The organism is Actinoplanes missouriensis 431, from assembly GCF_000284295.1.
Classification (GTDB): Bacteria; Actinomycetota; Actinomycetes; order Mycobacteriales; family Micromonosporaceae; genus Actinoplanes; species Actinoplanes missouriensis.
The window spans coordinates 5,133,915-5,151,792 of sequence record NC_017093.1; the positions used below are offsets into that span (position 1 = coordinate 5,133,915).

Here is a 17,878-nt window from a genome sequence, read left to right on the forward strand (position 1 = left end):
TCAGATGGCGCGAGAACCACCGTGCAACCCGCGTATCCCGCCCACCACACAGGACTTTCGGCCCGGTACCCGAGGCTCTCCGGCACCGGCGTCGCGCCCCGCCGCGGCGAATAGTCATAGGTGAAGACAACGTCTAAGGGAGGACCGGATGTCCACCATCGGCCGCGAGAACGTCGCCCACCTCGAGAACGTCGAGGCCCCGGGCTCCATGTTGACCCACACCGCCGCTCGTTCGCTGGCCGTCCTCCGGATCGCCACCGGATTCGTCTTCCTCTGGGCGTTCCTCGACAAGACCTTCGGTTTCGGGTACGCCACCCCCTCCGCCCGTGCCTGGATCAACGGCGGCTCGCCGACCAAGGGCTTCCTCGGCTCCCTGGAGACCGGCCCGTTCGTCGACACGTTCCACAGCATGGCCGGCAACCCGGTCGTCGACTGGCTGTTCATGCTGGGCCTGCTCGGCATCGGCGTCGCCCTGATCGCCGGCATCGGCCTGCGGATCGGCGCCGTCGCCACCGCCCTGATGATGGCCTTCATGTGGGTCGCCGAGTGGCCCCTGGCCTCGGGCTCGAGCAACCCGATCGTCGACTACCACGTGATCTACGGGCTGGCGGCCGCCGTTCTGGCGCTGACCTACGCCGGCCACACCTGGGGCCTGGGTCGCCTGTGGGCAAAACTGCCCCTGGTCCAGCGGAACCGCTGGCTGATCTGAACCGACCCGCCCCACCCCTCAGCCCGGCCGGACCCCCCTCCGGCCGGGCTGCTTCTATGTCACCCTCCTCCTGCGCCCCTTCCCGCGTTTCCTCCCCCGCGCCTTCCCTCGCGTCCGCCTTCCTCGCGCCTTCCCTCGCGGCGGCCTCCCTCGCGCCTTCCCTCGCGCCCGCCTCCCTCGCGTCCGCCTCGCCGCCCCTCGCGCCCCCGGCTTCGCGGCCGCTCCTCCGCGGGATCTTGGAATTTCCGGCCCACGCCGCAGCCGGGGGTCGCCGAGATCTTGGGGCGGAGCCGAAAACCGGGTGACCGCCGCACCGAACGCCGCTACGGTTCCGTCCATGCACACGACGCACGCTCTCCTCGCCGCGGCGCTGACGCCCGCGCGGGGACCGCTGCACGCGATCCGTCTGCGCGCCGGGCGTCCCGCCCTGGCCTGACGCCGACCGATCAGCCGCCGATCGCCAGGGCCCGAGTCCATTCCCATCCGGACGGGCCACGATGACGCCTGTCCGTAGTCGCCGCATCCCGCGGCAGACAGGACCCGACCATGGCGCCACATTCCGCACCCCACCATCCCCGCCGCCGCGGCGAGCCGGCGACCAACTCCGAGCCGTCGACCAACTCCGGGCCGACGATCAACTCCGGGCCGATGAGCAGCTCCGGGCCGACGGCGGTCCGGCAGCCGCAGCCGGAATCCCGCTATCCCGTGCCGGTCGGCCCGCGGCGTTCGGCCTCCCGGGCCTCTCCGCGCCGGGAGCACGCCCGGGCCCGCCGCGCCTACGGCCAGAACCTCCTCGCCGACCCCCGGGCCGCCCGCCTCCTCGCGGACATCGCCGTAGCCGACCCGCGGCTGACCGTCCTCGAGGTGGGCGCGGGGCGCGGGCGGCTCACCACCGAGCTGCTGCATCGCTGCCGGCGGGTCATCGCGTACGAGATCGATCCGGATCTGGCAACCGCCCTGCCGGCGCATCCCCGGCTGACCGTGCGCACCGGCGATTTCCTGGCGGCGAAGCCGCCGGCGGCGACATTCACGGTGGCCGGCAACATTCCGTACGGCCTGACCTCTTCCGTGATCACCTGGTGCCTGGAGTCGCCGGCTCTGCGGCGCGCCACCCTGCTGACCCAGTGGGAGTACGCCCGCAAACGCACCGGCGACTACGGCCGCTGGAGCCGGCTGACCGTGCTGACCTGGCCGGAGTTCACGTGGACGCTCGCCGCGCGGGTGCCGGCGACCGCGTTCCGCCCGGTCCCGCGCGTCGACGGCGGCGTCCTGGTGCTCGACCGCCGCGAGGTGCCGCTCGTCGCGCCGGAGCACATGCCGGGTTACCGCCGGCTGGTCGAACGCGGCTTCACCGGCGTCGGCGGCTCCCTGTTCGCGACGCTGAGCCGCGATCACGGGAGACAGCGCACGTACGCCGCTTTCCGCGCCTGCCGCCTCGCTGAGGATCTGCCGGTGGGCGAGGTCTGGCCGGAACAGTGGCTGACCCTGTTCCGCCTCCTGTCCCGCTGACCCACCCACCCACCCGGGCCGGCCGGTCTCGGCGCTGTCCCCGTGCGGCAGCGCCGGGACCAGCCGGCTCCGCCGAGTCCGGCCGGCTCCGAGCGCCCGCGTCGCCGCGTCCCGGCCCGCACTGCCCCGGCCCGCACGCCCCAGCAAGCGCGCCGCCCCGCGCAGCGGCTGCTCAGGCGGCTCGGAGGATCGCCACCAGGAAGTCCGCGCCCGGCGTGAACGGCCGCAGGTCCCACGTGCTCAGCAGCAGGTCCGGCTCCAGCCCCGCCACCGCGGCGTCCTTCAGGAACTCCTCGAACTCGTACCCCCGCCCCGATCCGAACGCGACCACGGCCCGGCCGCCGTCGGTGAGATGCTGCCGGAACCGGCCCAGGATCGTCCCCCGGCTGCCCGGCGCCACGAACGTCATCACATTGCCCGCGCACACCACCACGTCGAAGCTCTCCCCGAGCGACAGCTCCGCGAGGTCACCGACCTGCCACCGCACGTCCGGGTAGTCCCGCCGGGCCTCCTCGATCAGCGCCGGATCGAGGTCGACGCCGGCGACCGTGTGCCCGGCGGCGGCGAGCCGCCCGCCCACCCGGCCGGTGCCGCACCCCGCGTCGAGGATCCGGGCGCCCCGCGGCACCATGGCGTCGATCATGCGGGACTCGCCGCCCAGGTCGTCACCGCGAGCGGCCATCTCCCGGAAACGGTCGATGTACCACTGCGAGTGGCCCGGGTTCTCGGCGATCTTCTGAAGCCACAGGTTGTCGGTGCTCATCCGGCAACCTTACGAACCCGGCCGGAACGCCGCGCACGATCACCCGCCGAACGTGACCTTCGCCGTCTCGGCCGTCACCGCGGTGCGGCCGGGCGCGCTCTGCCACCGCCAGTAGAGGTTGGTGTGCGCGATGACCTGCTCCGGGGCGGGCGCGCCGTACTGCGTGAGGTCTTCGGTGGTGTGCGCGTCGGAGACCAGGGTGACGTCGTAACCGCGGACGAACCCGCCGTGGATCGTCGACCGGATGCACGCGTCGCTCTGCGCCCCGGTCACCACGAGCCGGCCGACCTGGTGGGCGGCCAGCAGCTCCTCGAGCTCGGTCGCCTCGAAGGAGTCGCCGTACTCCTTGTGGACCAGCGGCTCGGTGTCGCGGCGCGCCAGCTCCGGCACGAACTGCCAGTCGTCGCTGCCCCGGACCAGGCCGTCGTCGGAGTGCTGCACCCAGATCACCGGCACGTCCTCGAGGCGCGCCTTCTCCAGCAGCGTGTTGATGTTCGCGATCACCTCGTCGCGCCGCGGCGCGCCGGCGACCACCCCGTTCTGCACGTCGATCACCAGCAGCGCGGTGCGGGGACGATCCGTCAATGTCGTCATGCCCGGCACAGTAGACCGGCCCCCCGACAAAAATGTCGTACGGCCGCGCCAGGATGGTGTCATGACAGCGCATCCCTGTCTCGCCGACGTCGCCCGCCGGGCCGGTGTGTCCACGGCGACCGCCTCGCGCGTGCTCTCCGGCCGGGGTCCTTCCTCGGCGGCCAGCCGCGACGCGGTCCGCCGGGCCGCCGCCGACCTCGGTTACGTCCCGCACCCCGTCGCCCGCCGGCTGGCACACCGCTCCGGCACCCGGATCGTGTTCGCGGTCCGCGACGCCCGCGCCGACATCCTGCGCGACCCGTTCGTCACCCGGGCCGCCGCCGCGATCTCCGCCGCCACCGAGCCGGAGGGCCTCGGCACCGCCCTGCTGCGCCTGCCGCTGAGCGCGTCGGCCGAGCTCGACCGCCTGGCCGCCGACCGCAGCGTGGCCGCGCTGGTGCTGGCCGGCCACGACCGCACGCTGATGGCCGGCCTGCCCGCCGCCCTGCGCGACCGGACCGCGGTGATCGGCGCGGGCGGCAGCGACGTGGACAGCGCGGCCGGCGTCGGCGCGCTCCTCCATCATCTGTACGGGTCGGGCCGTCGCCGCATCGCCCTGATCGCCGGCCCGCGCTGGCTGGCCGCCTCGCGCGCGCCGCTGACGGCCTACACCCGCCTGATCCGCGCGACCGGCCTGCCCGAGCGCGTGGTGCACGGCGACTTCACCACCGTCCGGGGTCGTTCCGCCGCCCGCGAGATCCTCCGCCGCTGGCCGGACACCGACGCCATCGCCACGGTCAGCGACGCCACGGCGCTCGGCGTCCTGCAGGCCCTGGCGGCGGACGGCCTCCGGGTGCCGCACGACGTGGCCGTGACCGGCTTTGACGACAGTCCTCTGGCCGAGGCCGTCCACCCGGGCCTGTCCACCGCCACCCACCCGGTCGAGCTGATCGCGGTGTCCGCCGTCCGGGCGGCGCTCGGCGCCCCGTCACCGGGCCGCCTGTTCCCCAGCCGGCCGGTGCTCCGCACGTCCTGCGGAGGTGCGCCATGACGTGAGGAGCGGCAGTTGCGGTGGAACCGCTTCCACCGCTTAGGGTCCGGCCGTGCTGACGATCCGCCCGGTTCAGGCCGCTGACCTGCCCGCCATCTACGACATCTGTGTCCGGACCGCCGCCGCGGGAGGGGATGCCCGGGGTCACTACACCACCGACGTCCTGATGGGCGACCTGTTCGCTGGCCCCTACGTGCACCTGGAGCCGCAGCTGGCATTCGTCCTGGCCGACACCGCCCCTAGCCGCTCCGCCCCGGGCGGCACCAGCCGGAGCGACGCCGGCCGGGCCGTCGGTTACGTGGTCGGGACCGCCGACACCGCGACCTTCGTGCGGCGCTACCGGGACGAGTGGATTCCGCGGCTCGGCGACCGCTACCCGGTTCCGCCGCCGCCACCGCTGCCGCGCGACCCGGAGCAGGAGATGCACGCGCTGCACCACCATCCGGAGCGGATGCTGGTGCCCGGGCTCGACGGCTATCCGGCGCACCTGCACATCGACCTGCTGCCGGACTACCAGCGGCGAGGGCACGGGCGGCGGCTGATCGAGCGGTTCCTGTCAGTGGTCCCCGCGCCGGGTGTGCACGTCGCCATGGTGACCGCGAATGTCGGGGCGCGGCCCTTCTACGACCGGCTGGGTTTCGTCGAGCTGCCGGTGTCCGATCCGGGGCCGCTCACCTATCTGGGAGCACGAACCGGACGGCGCTGACCGGCGTCTTCGCCATGCCATCGGGCGCGGGACGGCTGGGAGTGCGGGTGAGGCGGGACGGCGTGCGTTGTGGTTGGGGGCGGCGATCACCCCGTACTTCGGAAGGGGTTCTTCTTGTACGATCGTACAAGTACGAATGTACAAGAGAGGGGCACGCCGTGCCTTACGTGTTCTTGTTCGGGGCCATCGCGGCCGAACTGGTCGGGACGAGCCTGATGAAGGCGACCGAGGGCTTCACGCGACTGTGGCCCACGCTCGCGTGCCTGACCGCCTACGGAGCGTCATTCGTGCTGCTCTCGCAGGCGGTGAAGGGCATCCAGGTCGGCATCGCCTACGCGATCTGGTCCGGCGTCGGCACGGCGGCGATCGTGGCGATCGGCGCGGTGTTCCTGGGCGAACCGGTCACGACGGCTAAAGTTGCCGGAATCTCTCTGATCATCGCCGGAGTCGTCATGCTGAATCTGCACAGCGGGACGGCGCATTGACCGGGCGCCGCACCCGCGATCCGCAGGCGCGCCGCGCCGCGCTGGCCGCCGCCACGATGGAGGTGATCGCCGAGGCGGGCGTCGGGCGGACCACGCACCGCGCGGTCGCCGCGAAGGCCGGGCTGCCGCTGGGTGCCACGACCTACTATTTCCCGACTCTCGATGATCTGATCGCGGCCGGGCTCCGGCATGCCGTCGACGCGCTGCAGACCGATCTGGATCAGTGGGACGAGCGCCTGCGGAACGCGCCGGACATGGCGGTCGCGCTGACCGGGCTGGTGCGGGAGTACCTGACCGACCGGCGGCAGGTGCGCCTGGAGTACGAGTTGTGCCTGGCCGCGGCCCGGGACGCCGCGCTGCGGCCGCTCGCCGACGTCTGGATGCGCGGCCTGCCGGCGATCCTGGAGCCGTATGTCGGCGCCGGCGCCGGACGCGACATCTGCGCGCTGATCGACGGGATCATCCTGCTCACGCTGACCACCGAGACCGTTCTCGACGAGCCGGGACTGACCGCCGCGATCCGCCGGCTGGGTGGGGCCGCAACCGCGGGCTAGCCGGTGACCAGCGCCCGGACCCCGTTCACATACTGTTTCCGGTCCACGTTGCCGAGCAGGATCCGCTGCAGGATGTATCCCTGGATCAGACCGAAAAGGGCCACTCCCACCCCGACCGGATCCGCGTCCGGGTGCAACTGCCCGCCGGCCTGTGCCCGCTCGGCGATCTGCACGGCCCGTGACCGAACCCGACCATAGACGTCGGCGACCAGCGCGCCCACCTCCGGATCGTGCACCGCCTCGCCCCACACCTGCACGGCGATCCGCACCGGCCCGTCCTCCTCCACCGACCGGTCGATCAGCTCGAGGACCCGCTCGATGATCTCCGGCACGGCCGGGGGCGGCTCGGCGGCGAGCAGCTCGTCGAGCACCGACGTGACCTGGCTGATCTTGTCGCCGGCGATCGCGGTGATCAGCTCGTTCTTGCTCTTGAAGTACCGGTAGAAGGCGCCGACCGACAGGTCCGCCTCCTTGATCACGTCCTGCATCGACGTCTGGTGGAAGCCCTTGCGGACGAAGCACCGCACGGCGGCGTCGAGGATCTGCTGGCGGCGGGCGGCGAGGTGAGCTTCGGAGACGCGGGGCACCCCGACATCGTAGGCGGCCGCCTTGTGCGGTCCACCCATCATGGAGCCATGACCGATCTTGAACAGACCGTTTCCGCGCTCACGTCCGACCGGCACGGCGTCGTGGTCGCCACGATCGTCGGCGACGAGGTCACGGTGCGCGGCACGGCCGGCCTGGACGGCTCCACCCGCTTCGAGATCGGCTCGATCACCAAGGTCTTCACCGCGCTGACCCTGGCCCGGCTCACCGTCGCCGGCGCGGTCACCCTCGACGAGCCGTTGCGCGAGCTACTCCCACCCGATACCACTGTGCCTCTCCGTGACGGCGTTCCGATCACGCTACGTCACCTGGCAACGCACACGTCGGGGCTGCCGCGCCTGCCCACCGGCATGCTGCTGGGCGCGCTCCTGCGTCCGGGGAAGCCGGACCCGTACGCCGGATGCTCGGAGGATTTTCTGCTGCGGGCCCTGGCCCGCACGCGCCTGAGCAGCACGCCGGGCAGCCGGTTCCGCTATTCGAACTTCGGCGCGGGCCTGCTCGGCTTGGCGCTGGCGCGCCGCGCCGGGCTCAGCTACGAGGACTTGGTCGCCCGGGAGATCACCCGGCCTCTGGACATGGAGGGTACGGGCATAGCCCTCCCCACCACGCAGGGTTACCGCAAGCCGGGTCGCCCCGTCCCAGCGTGGCACCTGGCCGCCATGGCCGGAGCCGGAGGCCTGCGGTCGACGGCCGACGAAGTGGCCCGTTTCGTGCAGGCCCACTGGGATCCCACCGGAGCGCTGGCGCCGGCGGTGGCGACGGCCCTCGGCGTCGAGCACCGGGTGAACCCGTTCCTGACCACGCGGCTCGGCTGGATGTCCCGGCAGTTGCATCCGAAGCAGGGCGGATTCGTGCAGATCTTCCACAATGGGGGTACGGGCGGGTTCGCGTCGTTCGCCGGTTTCGACGTGGAGAGGAGGGTGGGGGTGGTGGCGCTCAGCGACACGAGCAGGTCGGTGGATGGGCCGTCGTTCGCGCTGCTGACGGCCCTCCAATCCGCCGCGTGACGATCACCGCGCCGATCCGTCGTCTCCGTATCGCAACCGCAGGAACTCCTCCCGCATGTCGGGCGGCAGGCTGTCCAGCGCCGGCCGCGGCAACTCGTCGGGCGGCGGGCCCCACGGGGTGGGCAGTTCCCCTTCCCGCTGCATCTGCCGGGTCGTCGGCGTGTTGAGGTACTCCGGAGGAATCTCGTCGAGCGCGAGCCGTTCGCCGGTCGATACCCGCTTCGCAGCTGTGACCGACACGAAGGGACGGCCGCCATAGGGCCCCCGAACAGCCCATTCCGACAGCAGGATGTCAACATCACCCCAGGGATGCCCCAGCGTCAGCATGACGTCGTCGAACTCGGACTGATCGATCATGGTCCTCCGCTCGGTGGCAGCAGATAGGGATTGGGTCGAGTCTCCACCAGGAAATCGGCGAGATCGTCACCATAGAAGAGCAATTCGCCTTCCTGATGGGACAACTCGAAGTCCGGCCGATGCAACCGGTCACCGGGCACCCGGAAGTAGCTCATGTCCGGGGCCTGCATGTAGGACGGGCCCGGGAATCCGTTGATGATGGTGCTCAATCCGGGATCGGTGGTCGCGGCGGCCGCAGCCGGATTGTCGGTGACGCTGACGAACGGACTGTGGGTGTAGAAGCCCGTGGCGTGTTCCTCGCGCATCTGCGGGAACAGGGTCGGATCGTTCTCGAGGGCCCACTCGTAGAGCCGCTGCGTGTGCGGCGGTTCAGCGGAGAGCCGCGATCGCAACGTCTGCGGGTCGGCGGCATTGTGGAACCGCCACACGTCCACCAGTTCACCGGGTGCGGGCGACCTGAGCGCGGCCGGCGAATGGAGTACGCCGCCACCGAGCAGATCCGCCGTCAGCGCTCGCGGGTTGAAGATGTCGCCGCCGGTCAGCCCTCGGTCGATCCCCCCGCTCACCACCGATTCCGCGCCGTTGACCACCAGCTCACGGACGAACGGATTCGTCGCGGCCAGGCGCGTGGAACTGCTCAGCGCCGCGACAGTCCCCGCCCCGACGCCACCGGCCGCCGCCCCGATCAGCGCGTCCCGCCCGACCTGCCCCCAGTTCACCTCACCCGTCGTGAACTTCTGGATGCCCGCGCTCGCCCCGCCCGCGATCAACCCGCCGGAGGCCGCCATCAACGCGATCCCGGCCGGCCCGCCGACACCGGTGAACATCAGCGCGACTCCGCCGACCACCATCGCGCCGGCCGCGAGGTACTCCCAGTTCTCCCCCACCCAGTCGGCCGCGTCCTCGAAGAACCCGCTGCCCATGCCCTCCCGATAGGCAGCCAGTTCGCTGTCCGAAATCGGTCGCAGCCCGAGCGGATCGGCATGGCCGACCGGATCGTTGCCGGCGTAGTGATAGGGGTTCCCGGACCACGCGGTTCCCGGAACGGCGGGTAGCGGATCGGGGCTCAGGAACGCCCGCGACGAGGGATCGTAGACCCGGTTGCGCAACCAGGTCAGCCCGCCGAACTCCAGCTCACCGCGATACCCGATCCCCGGCTCGGCCAGCGCCGGAGCACCCCAGACGTCACGCTCCGCACCGGCCGGCGTGCCCTGCCAGTCCGGCTCCAGCGACGTCGCGCCCATCTGCCACGGCACGCCCGGCCCGGCCACCGCCTCGCCACCGATCCAGCACGGCGCGCGATCCCACAGCACCGCCTTCCCGTCGACTTCGGCGAGCTCACCCGTGATGTCGACGCGCACCGGAATCCGGCGATCTCCCACGGTGATCGAGGAGAGACGACCAAAACCATCCCATTGGTACGTCCGGTCAGGGTCCCGCAACCGCCGCCCGGACCCGTCGTACTCGCATCCGCCCAGCTGACCCGCCGCGTCGTAGTCGAAGGTCCGGTCCCCGTCACGGACCAGCCGCCCCGCCGCGTCGTACTCCAAGGTCCGCTCACCGGCCGCCACCAGTTGACCGGCCGCGTCGTAACGGTAGGTGTTCCTCCCGTCCGCCACGACCCGCCCCGCGGCATCCCGGGTCAGCCGCGTCTCCCGCTGCCCGAGCCGATACCCGGCAACTCGTCCCCGCGGGTCATATTCCCAGGTCGCAGCGGCTCCACTATGATCTCCGGACACCGCGACGATTCGTCCCAGAGCGTCCCTTGTGACAGCGAGATGACCCGTCACCGGACTTGTCACACCGGACAGAAGACCACCGGCGTCATAACGGTATGTGGTCTCCGAACCGTCCGGCAGGATCAGCGCGGTCCGTTCGCCGTCCGGGCCGTACCGGCGGCCCAGCACCAGCCCGTCCCGCTCCCGCGACACCAGCCGGCCGGCCCGGTCCCAGGTCAGGCGCTGCTCGTGCGGCCCGTCGCTGATGCTGACCGGCCGCCCGAGCGTGTCCCGCCGGAACGTCACGGTGGAACCGTCGGCGGCCGCCATCGTCACGACCCGGCCCGAAGTGTCGTAGCTCCAGGTGACCGTCCGTCCCGCGCCGTCGGTGCGGGAGATCAGCCGCCCGGCCGGATCCCAGGTGAAGGTGGTGACCCGTCCCAGCGGGTCGGTCTCCGCGACGACCCGGCCCATCTCGTCGTGACGGCGCGTGACGGTCCCGCCGAGCGGGTCGGTGATCGTGGTGAGCCAGCCGCGTGGGTGGTACTCGTACGTGGTCCGGTTCCCGAGCGGATCGATGGCGGCGACGACGCGGCCGGCCGGGTCCCGCTCGTAACGGCGGGTCCCACCGGCGGGATCGGTGACCGCGACGACCCGCCCGACGGCGTCGTAGCGGTACCGGGTGCCGTCCCGATCCACGAGCCGACCGGCGTCGTCGTAGCCGAACGTGACCGTCCCGGCCGCGAGGCCGCCGTCGTCCGCGCCGGCCGGGACAACACGGCCGGCGTCGTCCGCGCCGGCCGCAGGCGGGCGGGAGGCAGCGGGCCCGGCGGCGATCAGGGTGCCGTCGGCGTCGTAGCGGTACTCCGTCCGCCGCCCCGCTCCGTCCACCCGGGCCACCCGCCGGCCCGCCGCGTCATAGTCGAAAACGGTCTCGCGTCCACCCGGCGAGAGGAGCCGGCGAATCCGGCCACCCGGCGTGTACTCGATCCGGGTCACCCCGCCGACCGGATCCGTGATCGTCGTCCGGCGGCCGCACCTGTCGTATCCCGCCCGGGCCGCCGTCCCGTCCGGGCGCAGGTGAGCGGTCGTCCGGCCGAGTTCGTCGTACTCGAAGGCGCTGCCGGTGAGCCCGTCGCCGAGTCCGGTGATCCGGCCGTTCCGGTCGACGGCCACGGTGCGGTGCACGCCGGCCGGGTCGACGGTGCCGACCGGGTTGCCCTCGGCGTCGTACTCCCGCAGCCACGTCGCGCCCGCCGGGTCGGTGGTGGCGGTGAGCCGCGACAGCGCGTCGTAGGTGAAGTCCCACTTCGCGCCGTCCGGAGCGATCAGCCGGGCCAGGTTGCCCATGTCGTCGTGATGCCGGCTGGTGATCCGCCCGAGCGGGTCGACCGTCGCCTCCGCCGAGCCGTGCGGCCCGTAACGGGTCTCCCGGCGCGCGCCGCCCGGATCGGTAACGGACACGATCCGACCGGCCGGGGAGTATTCGTACCGCCAGATCCCACCGGCCGGGTCCTCCCGTTCGACCAGGCGGCCCCTCCCGTCGTACCGGAAACGGGTCTGCCTGCCCAGCGGCGTGACCGTCGTGACCAGCCTGCCCTCGGCGTCACGCTCCAGACGAGCGGTGTTGCCCAGCCCGTCGGTGACCGTGACCATGTCCCCGGCGGCGTCGAAACCGAAATCCAGGCTCACACCGTCCGGATCGGTCACCCGCTGCACGAGCCCGTCACGCACCTCCAGCCGCGTGACACCGCCCTCGGCATCGACGATCTCGGAGGGCGTCCGTTCCTCACCGGAGTATCGGTATCGGACATGAGCGTCACCGGCCGTCACGGCGAGGACACGTCCGGCGTCGTCGTAGCGGTACTCGAAGATCTCACCCGCCGGCAGCGCCCGCCGCAGCAGCCGTCCACGATCGTCCCACCGCATCGTGGACACCGCGCCCTTGCGGTCGGTCACCGTAACCGGATTACCCCACTCGTCATACGTGCGGCTCAGCCGCTCACCATGACCATCGGTGACCGACAACAGCCGACCGTTCTGATCATGCACATAGGTGTTCGTGATACCGCCGTCGAAGTCGCCCACGACCGTGACGCGCCCCGGCAGATACACGTAGCGGGTGCGCCGCCCGAACCGCGACACCTGCTCCACCACACGCCCAGCCACGTCATAGCTGTTCCGAGCCTCGGCGACACCATCAGCGTCAACCACCGCGGAGACACGGCCCTGCTCATCAAGCTCATACCGCTGATCGCCAGCAGAGATCAAAACCCCGCCGGAGTACGCGTAGACAACGTCCCCGACCGACCCGATCCGATCGCCGTCCCAGGAAATCGCAACGGACCGCCCACCACGATCCGTCACGGCAGACAGCCGCCCGTCGGCATAACCGAACGTCAGCGTGTCCGCGATCGTCAACCGCCCGGCACCGTCGAAGACCCACACCCGGCCGTCGAACCACCGCAACTCCAGCCCGTCCCCCGCCGGCACCACCTCAGCGGGCACACCGACGACCCGCCCATAGCCGGCACCCTGACGAGCGAAAAGGGCCCGCTGACCATCCGGCCCGGCATAAACCGCGCCGACGACCTCAGCCCGCAACGAACAATCAGCCCACGAAGACCACCCCAGACCGAACGCCCCCACCGCAGCCGACCGACTGTTGTAGACCCGACGCCACTGACGAGAATCGGACACCGCGATCAAGAAGTTTCCCGTCGCGGTATTCACCGGATCATCCGCAAAACCACTGGTCGGCGGAAACCCGTACCCCATCGGATCGTCGAACGTCACCGAAGCGCGCCCACCACCCAAACCGGCCGCACGCAACGACGCCGCAATCGCCGCATCCGGCAACCGTGCAAGATCCCCCTCTCCGCCCGCGGCCCGGAACGCCTCCGCGATCTGCGCCACCCACCGAGCGTCGACCTCGTTCAGATCCAGATACTGACCGAACGCATTGATCAACGATGTAGCGTCAAGCCGCCCCCACCGATTGCCGTCCTGGAAATCGCCGTAGGCCGCGCGTAACTGCGCGAGCCGGCCGCGCAAACCGTCGTCCGCCGCGCGGTTGCCGCGGACGAAAGCGTCCAGATCATCCGGCCGCGCCGCACTCGTCGCCATGTCACTCCCGAGCCGCCATGGCCGGGGGCGGCAGCGTGTAGAACGGTGGGGTGATCGGGTCCGGAACCGGCGGCAGGTCGTCCTCGTCCTCGCCGAAGAAGAAGTCGCCGATCTTCTCGAGGACGCCCTCGTCCTGCTGCCGGCGCTGCCACTCGCGCGCCTTCTCCCGGCGCGCCTGCTCCTCACGAGCCAGCCGGGCCAGCTCGTCCACCTGGTTCGCGGCCTGGCGCATCGCGGTCGCGAGGCGCTGCGCGTCGGTGACACAGATGCCCATCCGGGTCGCGAACTGCCGCGCGTAGACGCCGCGCCACTCCTCGGTGGCGACCGTCGCGACCGCCGTGCGCCGGGGAATCACCCCCTCGCACTCGTCGGCGCCGGCGCGCAACTGGGCGGCGAGCCGGGTGGCCGCCTCACCGTCGAACGGCACGTCCTCGGAAATCCCCCGTAGATCGACCATCGCCATCCCCTGCCATTGGCACGTGATTGCGATGATAGGCGTTCGGCGCGGACAATGGGCGCTCCAGGAAAGGGAGTGGACAGATGGCGGCACGCGTACTCTCGACGGATCAGGCGAAGACATCCATCCAGCAGATCCAATCGATCATCAACGGCGGGCTCACCGATCAGATCGCCCAGCTCGACGCGCAGGGAAAGATGCTCTCCAACCCCGACGTGTGGGACGGGCCGCTCGCGCAGCAATTCCGTGATCAGACATGGCCGGAGACGAAGACCGCGCTCGACAAGGCGAAACAGGAATTGGATCAATTGCGCGACCAGCTGCAGAAGATCGCTCAGAACATCATGAGCGCCGGTGGCGGATACTGATCATTTGATCATGTGAAGAGGAGGGCGCGGGGCATGGCCGATGAGGAGCCGCTCGGCCGGGAATACCTCCTGCACGAGGAGATCGGCCGGGGCGCCGTGGCGGTGGTCCGGCGGGCGACGAGCCGGGCCGGAGGCCCGCCGCTGGCCGCGAAACTGCTGCGCCCGGAGTACGCGTCGGACGCTCGCGTCCGCGAGCTGTTCCTCCGCGAGCAGGCGGCGCTGCGCGACCTCGACCATCCGAACATCGTGGGCCTGCGCGACCTGGTCGTCGAGGGCGGCACCCTGGCTCTGATCATGGACTTCGTGGACGGCCCGAACCTGCGCCGTTACCTGGAGTTCCGCGGCGGCCGCCTCCAGGTCGCCGAGGTCGCCGCGATCGCCGGGCAGGCCGCCGCGGCCCTGGCCGCCGCCCACGCGCACGGCGTCGTCCACCTCGACCTGAAACCGGAGAACATCCTGGTCGTCCCGGGCGCCGGGCCGCCGCAGACGCGGATCACCGACTTCGGGGTGGCGGTGCTGCTGCACGACGCCGAGCGGGGCGCGCCGGGCGGCACGCCGGGATACACCGCGCCGGAGGTCTTCGGCGGCGCGCCACCCACCGCCGCGGCGGACGTGTGGTCGCTGGGCGTGCTGATCGCCGAACTCGCGACCGGGAACCCGTCGATGGACCCGGCAGCGCTGCCGCCGGCACTGGCGCCGGTGGCCCGGGACTGTTTGGCGGCCGACCCGCGCCGGCGTCCGCCGTCCCGGCGGGTGGCCGCCTACCTGCGCAGCCTGGCGGCGTCGGCGGAGCAGCGGGCGCCCGGAATCTCTGATCAGCGCACGCCGTCGGCCGCCGGCCAGCCGGGGTCCGCGCCTGCGGGAGCCGGGCCGGCCGCGCCCTGGGCCGCCGACCAGCCGGGGTCCGCGCCTGCGGGAGCCGGGCCGGCCGCGCCGTGGGCCGGCGGCTCTCCGGCCGCGCCGCCTGGCGTCCCGGCACCGTTCGCCGCCGCGCCGGCCGCCGGGTTGAACGACACGCGCCTGCGCCCCGGTGCCACCCCGCCCGCTCCTCCCCCGGAGTCCTCACCATCACCGCCGCCGCCCTCCCGCTGGCGGCGCGGTCCACTCGTCACACTCGGTGTGGCGGCCCTGGTCGCGGCCACCCTGGTCGGCATCAACGCGGCCGCGGCCGGCGAGCGGGACGATCCCGATGACAAGCCCACCGCACTGCCCAGCGTGACGGTCTCGGAGAGCTCCACGCCGAGCAGCCCGCCGCCGACGAAGGACCCGGTCGCGAACCTGCGTGTCACCCTGGCCGGCCGGGTCGAGGACGGCGCCGGAACCCTCGCGATCGCGATCCGCGACGGCACGGCGATCGCGTACATCTGCGACGGCAACCGCGTCGAGTCGTGGTTGCAGGGCACGGCGAAGTCCGGGCAGCTCAGCCTCGAGGGCAAGGACGGCAGCCGGATCGCCGGCACGTTCGACGCCAACTCCGCCGAGGGTGACGTCACCGTGGCGGGTGACACGCACGCGTTCACCGTGAAGAAGGTGAAGAAGCCGTCCGGGCTCTACCGCACCGCCGCCCGGGTTCGCGGCGCGCAGGTGGAGGGCTCGTGGATCGTGCTCGCCGACGGCACCCAGGTCGGTGTGCTGAGCCGCGAGGGCGTACCGGCCCCGGCGCCACCGCTCGACGTGTCCGGCGGAACCGTCACGATCGACGGCTCCACGCTGGGCACCACCGCGATCGACGCCGACAGCGGGGAGGGATTCTGACCGTGGAGGCGGCCACCCTCCGGCGGCCCCGCGTGTGGCTGCCCGTGGTGGCCGGCGTCGGGGTCGCCGTCACCCTCGGTGTCTACGGCCGCCTGCACGACCCGGCCGGCACGTCCGGCATCGGCGACGCGCTGCGCCTGCAGTCCAGCAAGGTGTGGCTCGCCACGACGGTCTTTCTTCTCGCCGCAGTCCAGCTCACCACAGCATTTTCCCTGTACGGGCGTCTGCCGTCCGCGCCGTGGATCCCCGCCCTGCACCGATGGAGTGGCCGCGTCGCCCTGCTGTTATCCCTGCCGATCGCGGTGCACTGCCTGTACGCGCTCGGTTTCAGCTCAGGCAGCCCTCGGACGCTCGCCCACTCGGTGCTGGGCTGCCTGTTCTACGGCGCGTTCGTCACGAAGATGCTGCTGATCAGCCGCCCCGGCGACTCCCGGCCGTGGATGCTGCCATTGGCCGGCGGCCTGGTCCTGACCGCGATCACCGGCCTCTGGCTGACCTCGTCCCTCTGGTTCTTCACCACCGTCGGCTTCTGACAATCGGTCCGGAACGCTGGTCTACGCTCCCGGCCGTGCCTCTCGAGCGGCGTGTGTACCGGCGACGGGACGGTCAGATGCTGATCGTTCTCGGACTCTGGGTTGCGGTGATGGTGTTCGTGATCTGGCTCGGCTGGCCGGACGACGTCCTGCGGGCATTGATGATCCTCGGCCCGATCGGCCCGCTCCTGTACGTCTTCGGAGCCTCCACCAGCGTCGCTGTCACCCCGCGCGAGGTGGTGGTCAGCAACGTCTTCCACCGGTGGCGGATCGCGCGTGACCTCATCGTCTACCCGAACCCGGACAAGCCGAACGACACGTTCATCGACGTCACCGGGCACGAGCCGGTCGACGTGTCAGCACTGCAGACGGCGATCGAGCGCCGGACCGTCGTGGAGGCGCTCCGGTGGTTCCGGGCCGCGATGGCCGAGGTCGTCCCGCTCGGCGGCGACGGCCGCCGGCGGCTGCGGGTACGCTGGATCAACGTGCTGGTCGTGGCCGGATCGATCGGCGGCTGGGTGCTCAGCGAGAACTACCTCCCCTGACCAGCCGGTCAGCTCAGCTTCAGGCGCATCGTCGCGCGGGCCGGCACCGTCGTGAGCCGTCCCGTCCCGCAGTCCCCGCCGGTGCGGGTTCCGGACAGGGCGAACACCAGCGTGCCCGCGCGGACCTTCTCCGGGACCTCGATCGCCACCTCGATCGCGCCGATCGACAGGCTGCCGGCGGCGAGGGACATGTCCAGGCGGTAGCTGCCCGTCGCCGGGTAGGACCGTCCGCCCGACTCGAAGCGGAACGACGAACCGCCGAGCTTGAGATCGCACTCGGCCCCGCCGGCTTCCACGGTCACCGCCAGCCAGGCCTTGCCCGGGTCCGCGTATCCGACACTCTCCAGGCCCGGCACCAGTTCCGCGCTCGCGCTGAGGAACAGGCCTGTCGCTCCGGGGATGCCGATCTGCGGGCCGTCGGTCTTCTCCTGGGCGGGCGGGTCGTAGAACAGGGCGGTGTCGGCGCGCGGCACCCGGCGGCCGGTGCGCAGGTCCAGGGTCTGCGGGCGGCCGTCCTCGACGGTCAAGGTGGCCGGGGCGCCGGACGGGACGGTGAGCACGAGGACCGGCTGGGTCAGCTTCGTGATCTTCTGCTGCCGGTCGCCGGCGCGGATGGTGACCGGGGCGCCGGGCAGGTCGTCCGGCTTGCCGAGCGGCGCGACGATCAGCTCCTGGCCCTGCGGGGCGCGCATCATCGCGTACCCGATCAGGTAGTTGCCGACGGTCTGCTCGCCGGTGCGCAGGTCGACGACCGGGTGCACGGTGCGCAGGAACGGGCCGGTCTGCGTCTGGTCCGTCCGCAGCGACCAGCCCGCGCCGCGCAGGGCGGCCGGGCCGGCGGACGGAGGTTCGGACGCCTCACTGCCGCCGATGTAGCCGACCGGCAGCGTCACCTCGGGGTCCGGACTGGACGACGGTGACGGTGACGGCGGCTCGGCCTGCGGGACGGGCTGAGCGCTACAGGCCGTGGCGAGCAGGAGCAGCACCGGGATCACCAGGTATCGACGCACGTGACACATGAAAGCACGGGACGCTTCGACGGTGACCATGCACCGG

The 17,878-nt window shown here is 71.8% G+C and carries 18 protein-coding genes; 11 read left to right on the forward strand and 7 right to left on the reverse strand.

Translation table 11 applies throughout. From position 1 onward, the window contains the following. The first annotated feature begins 148 nt into the window (after positions 1 to 148). Together AMIS_RS23995 and erm are read left to right on the forward strand one after the other, a co-directional pair. Complete coding sequence (locus AMIS_RS23995; RefSeq protein ID WP_014444991.1) at positions 149 to 709, forward strand: DoxX family membrane protein; 561 nt, start codon at positions 149 to 151, stop codon at positions 707 to 709. A gap of 705 nt (positions 710 to 1,414) precedes the next feature. Beyond that, positions 1,415 to 2,218, forward strand: a complete 804-nt coding sequence (gene erm, locus AMIS_RS24000; protein ID WP_041831218.1) for a 23S ribosomal RNA methyltransferase Erm — start codon at positions 1,415 to 1,417, stop codon at positions 2,216 to 2,218. A 172-nt stretch (positions 2,219 to 2,390) separates the two neighbouring features. Here the strand turns inward: erm and AMIS_RS24005 are convergent, their stop codons facing one another. Both AMIS_RS24005 and AMIS_RS24010 read right to left on the reverse strand, forming a co-directional pair. Continuing rightward, on the reverse strand, positions 2,391 to 2,981 hold the full coding sequence (locus AMIS_RS24005) for a class I SAM-dependent methyltransferase (protein ID WP_014444993.1): 591 nt from the start codon (positions 2,979 to 2,981) through the stop codon (positions 2,391 to 2,393). A gap of 39 nt (positions 2,982 to 3,020) precedes the next feature. Further along, positions 3,021 to 3,575: a cysteine hydrolase family protein gene (locus tag AMIS_RS24010; protein ID WP_014444994.1), complete on the reverse strand. Its 555-nt coding sequence runs from the start codon at positions 3,573 to 3,575 to the stop codon at positions 3,021 to 3,023. A gap of 61 nt (positions 3,576 to 3,636) precedes the next feature. Between AMIS_RS24010 and AMIS_RS24015 the strand changes: the two genes are divergently transcribed. From AMIS_RS24015 to AMIS_RS24030, 4 genes are all read left to right on the forward strand, one after another. After that, on the forward strand, positions 3,637 to 4,605 hold the full coding sequence (locus AMIS_RS24015; RefSeq protein ID WP_014444995.1) for a LacI family DNA-binding transcriptional regulator: 969 nt from the start codon (positions 3,637 to 3,639) through the stop codon (positions 4,603 to 4,605). Positions 4,606 to 4,657: 52 nt separating this feature from the next. Further along, on the forward strand, positions 4,658 to 5,311 hold the full coding sequence (locus AMIS_RS24020; protein WP_014444996.1) for a GNAT family N-acetyltransferase: 654 nt from the start codon (positions 4,658 to 4,660) through the stop codon (positions 5,309 to 5,311). A 158-nt stretch (positions 5,312 to 5,469) separates the two neighbouring features. Continuing rightward, positions 5,470 to 5,796 (forward strand): DMT family transporter, encoded by a 327-nt coding sequence (locus AMIS_RS24025; protein WP_041830021.1) that lies wholly within the window; start codon positions 5,470 to 5,472, stop codon positions 5,794 to 5,796. Then, positions 5,793 to 6,350, forward strand: a complete 558-nt coding sequence (locus tag AMIS_RS24030) for a TetR/AcrR family transcriptional regulator (RefSeq protein WP_014444998.1) — start codon at positions 5,793 to 5,795, stop codon at positions 6,348 to 6,350. Before AMIS_RS24025 ends, AMIS_RS24030 begins: the two co-directional genes overlap by 4 nt. Here AMIS_RS24030 and AMIS_RS24035 read toward each other — a convergent pair. Beyond that, complete coding sequence (locus AMIS_RS24035; RefSeq protein WP_014444999.1) at positions 6,347 to 6,937, reverse strand: TetR/AcrR family transcriptional regulator; 591 nt, start codon at positions 6,935 to 6,937, stop codon at positions 6,347 to 6,349. The genes AMIS_RS24030 and AMIS_RS24035 overlap by 4 nt on opposite strands. Positions 6,938 to 6,985: 48 nt before the next feature. On the opposite strand from AMIS_RS24035, the gene AMIS_RS24040 reads away from it, so the two are divergent. Then, a complete protein-coding gene (locus AMIS_RS24040; protein WP_014445000.1) occupies positions 6,986 to 7,963 on the forward strand; it encodes a serine hydrolase domain-containing protein in 978 nt (325 codons plus the stop codon). A 3-nt stretch (positions 7,964 to 7,966) separates the two neighbouring features. Here the strand turns inward: AMIS_RS24040 and AMIS_RS24045 are convergent, their stop codons facing one another. Genes AMIS_RS24045 through AMIS_RS24055 form a run of 3 tightly spaced genes read right to left on the reverse strand, consistent with a single transcriptional unit; the run spans position 7,967 to position 13,621 of the window. Continuing rightward, positions 7,967 to 8,320 (reverse strand): hypothetical protein, encoded by a 354-nt coding sequence (locus AMIS_RS24045; RefSeq protein WP_014445001.1) that lies wholly within the window; start codon positions 8,318 to 8,320, stop codon positions 7,967 to 7,969. Then, positions 8,317 to 13,164, reverse strand: a complete 4,848-nt coding sequence (locus tag AMIS_RS24050; protein ID WP_014445002.1) for an RHS repeat-associated core domain-containing protein — start codon at positions 13,162 to 13,164, stop codon at positions 8,317 to 8,319. Before AMIS_RS24050 ends, AMIS_RS24045 begins: the two co-directional genes overlap by 4 nt. A gap of 1 nt (position 13,165) precedes the next feature. Continuing rightward, entirely contained in the window at positions 13,166 to 13,621 is a 456-nt protein-coding gene (locus tag AMIS_RS24055; protein ID WP_041830023.1) for a WXG100-like domain-containing protein, read from the reverse strand. Between the two features lie 83 nt (positions 13,622 to 13,704). Between AMIS_RS24055 and AMIS_RS24060 the strand changes: the two genes are divergently transcribed. The 4 genes from AMIS_RS24060 to AMIS_RS24075 are packed head-to-tail and all read left to right on the forward strand — an operon-like array spanning position 13,705 to position 16,822. Further along, positions 13,705 to 13,989 (forward strand): pyrophosphorylase, encoded by a 285-nt coding sequence (locus tag AMIS_RS24060; protein ID WP_014445004.1) that lies wholly within the window; start codon positions 13,705 to 13,707, stop codon positions 13,987 to 13,989. A gap of 33 nt (positions 13,990 to 14,022) precedes the next feature. Then, on the forward strand, positions 14,023 to 15,744 hold the full coding sequence (locus AMIS_RS24065; RefSeq protein WP_014445005.1) for a protein kinase domain-containing protein: 1,722 nt from the start codon (positions 14,023 to 14,025) through the stop codon (positions 15,742 to 15,744). 2 nt (positions 15,745 to 15,746) lie between these two features. After that, positions 15,747 to 16,277: a DUF6529 family protein gene (locus tag AMIS_RS24070; protein WP_014445006.1), complete on the forward strand. Its 531-nt coding sequence runs from the start codon at positions 15,747 to 15,749 to the stop codon at positions 16,275 to 16,277. 35 nt (positions 16,278 to 16,312) lie between these two features. Then, positions 16,313 to 16,822, forward strand: coding sequence for a hypothetical protein (locus AMIS_RS24075; RefSeq protein ID WP_014445007.1), 510 nt, complete (start codon positions 16,313 to 16,315; stop codon positions 16,820 to 16,822). 8 nt (positions 16,823 to 16,830) lie between these two features. On the opposite strand, the gene AMIS_RS24080 is transcribed toward AMIS_RS24075, so the two are convergent. Further along, a complete protein-coding gene (locus AMIS_RS24080) occupies positions 16,831 to 17,832 on the reverse strand; it encodes a hypothetical protein (RefSeq protein ID WP_157435032.1) in 1,002 nt (333 codons plus the stop codon). Positions 17,833 to 17,878: the final 46 nt, after the last annotated feature.

Coding starts and splice junctions, on each gene's coding strand:
- AMIS_RS24050 (WP_014445002.1), bottom strand. CDS start 13,164: ATGGCGACGAGTGCGGCGCGGCCGGATGATCTGGACGCTTTCGTCCGC.
- AMIS_RS24045 (WP_014445001.1), bottom strand. CDS start 8,320: ATGATCGATCAGTCCGAGTTCGACGACGTCATGCTGACGCTGGGGCAT.
- AMIS_RS24010 (WP_014444994.1), bottom strand. CDS start 3,575: ATGACGACATTGACGGATCGTCCCCGCACCGCGCTGCTGGTGATCGAC.
- AMIS_RS24055 (WP_041830023.1), bottom strand. CDS start 13,621: ATGGTCGATCTACGGGGGATTTCCGAGGACGTGCCGTTCGACGGTGAG.
- AMIS_RS24015 (WP_014444995.1), top strand. CDS start 3,637: ATGACAGCGCATCCCTGTCTCGCCGACGTCGCCCGCCGGGCCGGTGTG.
- AMIS_RS23995 (WP_014444991.1), top strand. CDS start 149: ATGTCCACCATCGGCCGCGAGAACGTCGCCCACCTCGAGAACGTCGAG.
- AMIS_RS24060 (WP_014445004.1), top strand. CDS start 13,705: ATGGCGGCACGCGTACTCTCGACGGATCAGGCGAAGACATCCATCCAG.
- AMIS_RS24040 (WP_014445000.1), top strand. CDS start 6,986: ATGACCGATCTTGAACAGACCGTTTCCGCGCTCACGTCCGACCGGCAC.
- AMIS_RS24005 (WP_014444993.1), bottom strand. CDS start 2,981: ATGAGCACCGACAACCTGTGGCTTCAGAAGATCGCCGAGAACCCGGGC.
- AMIS_RS24065 (WP_014445005.1), top strand. CDS start 14,023: ATGGCCGATGAGGAGCCGCTCGGCCGGGAATACCTCCTGCACGAGGAG.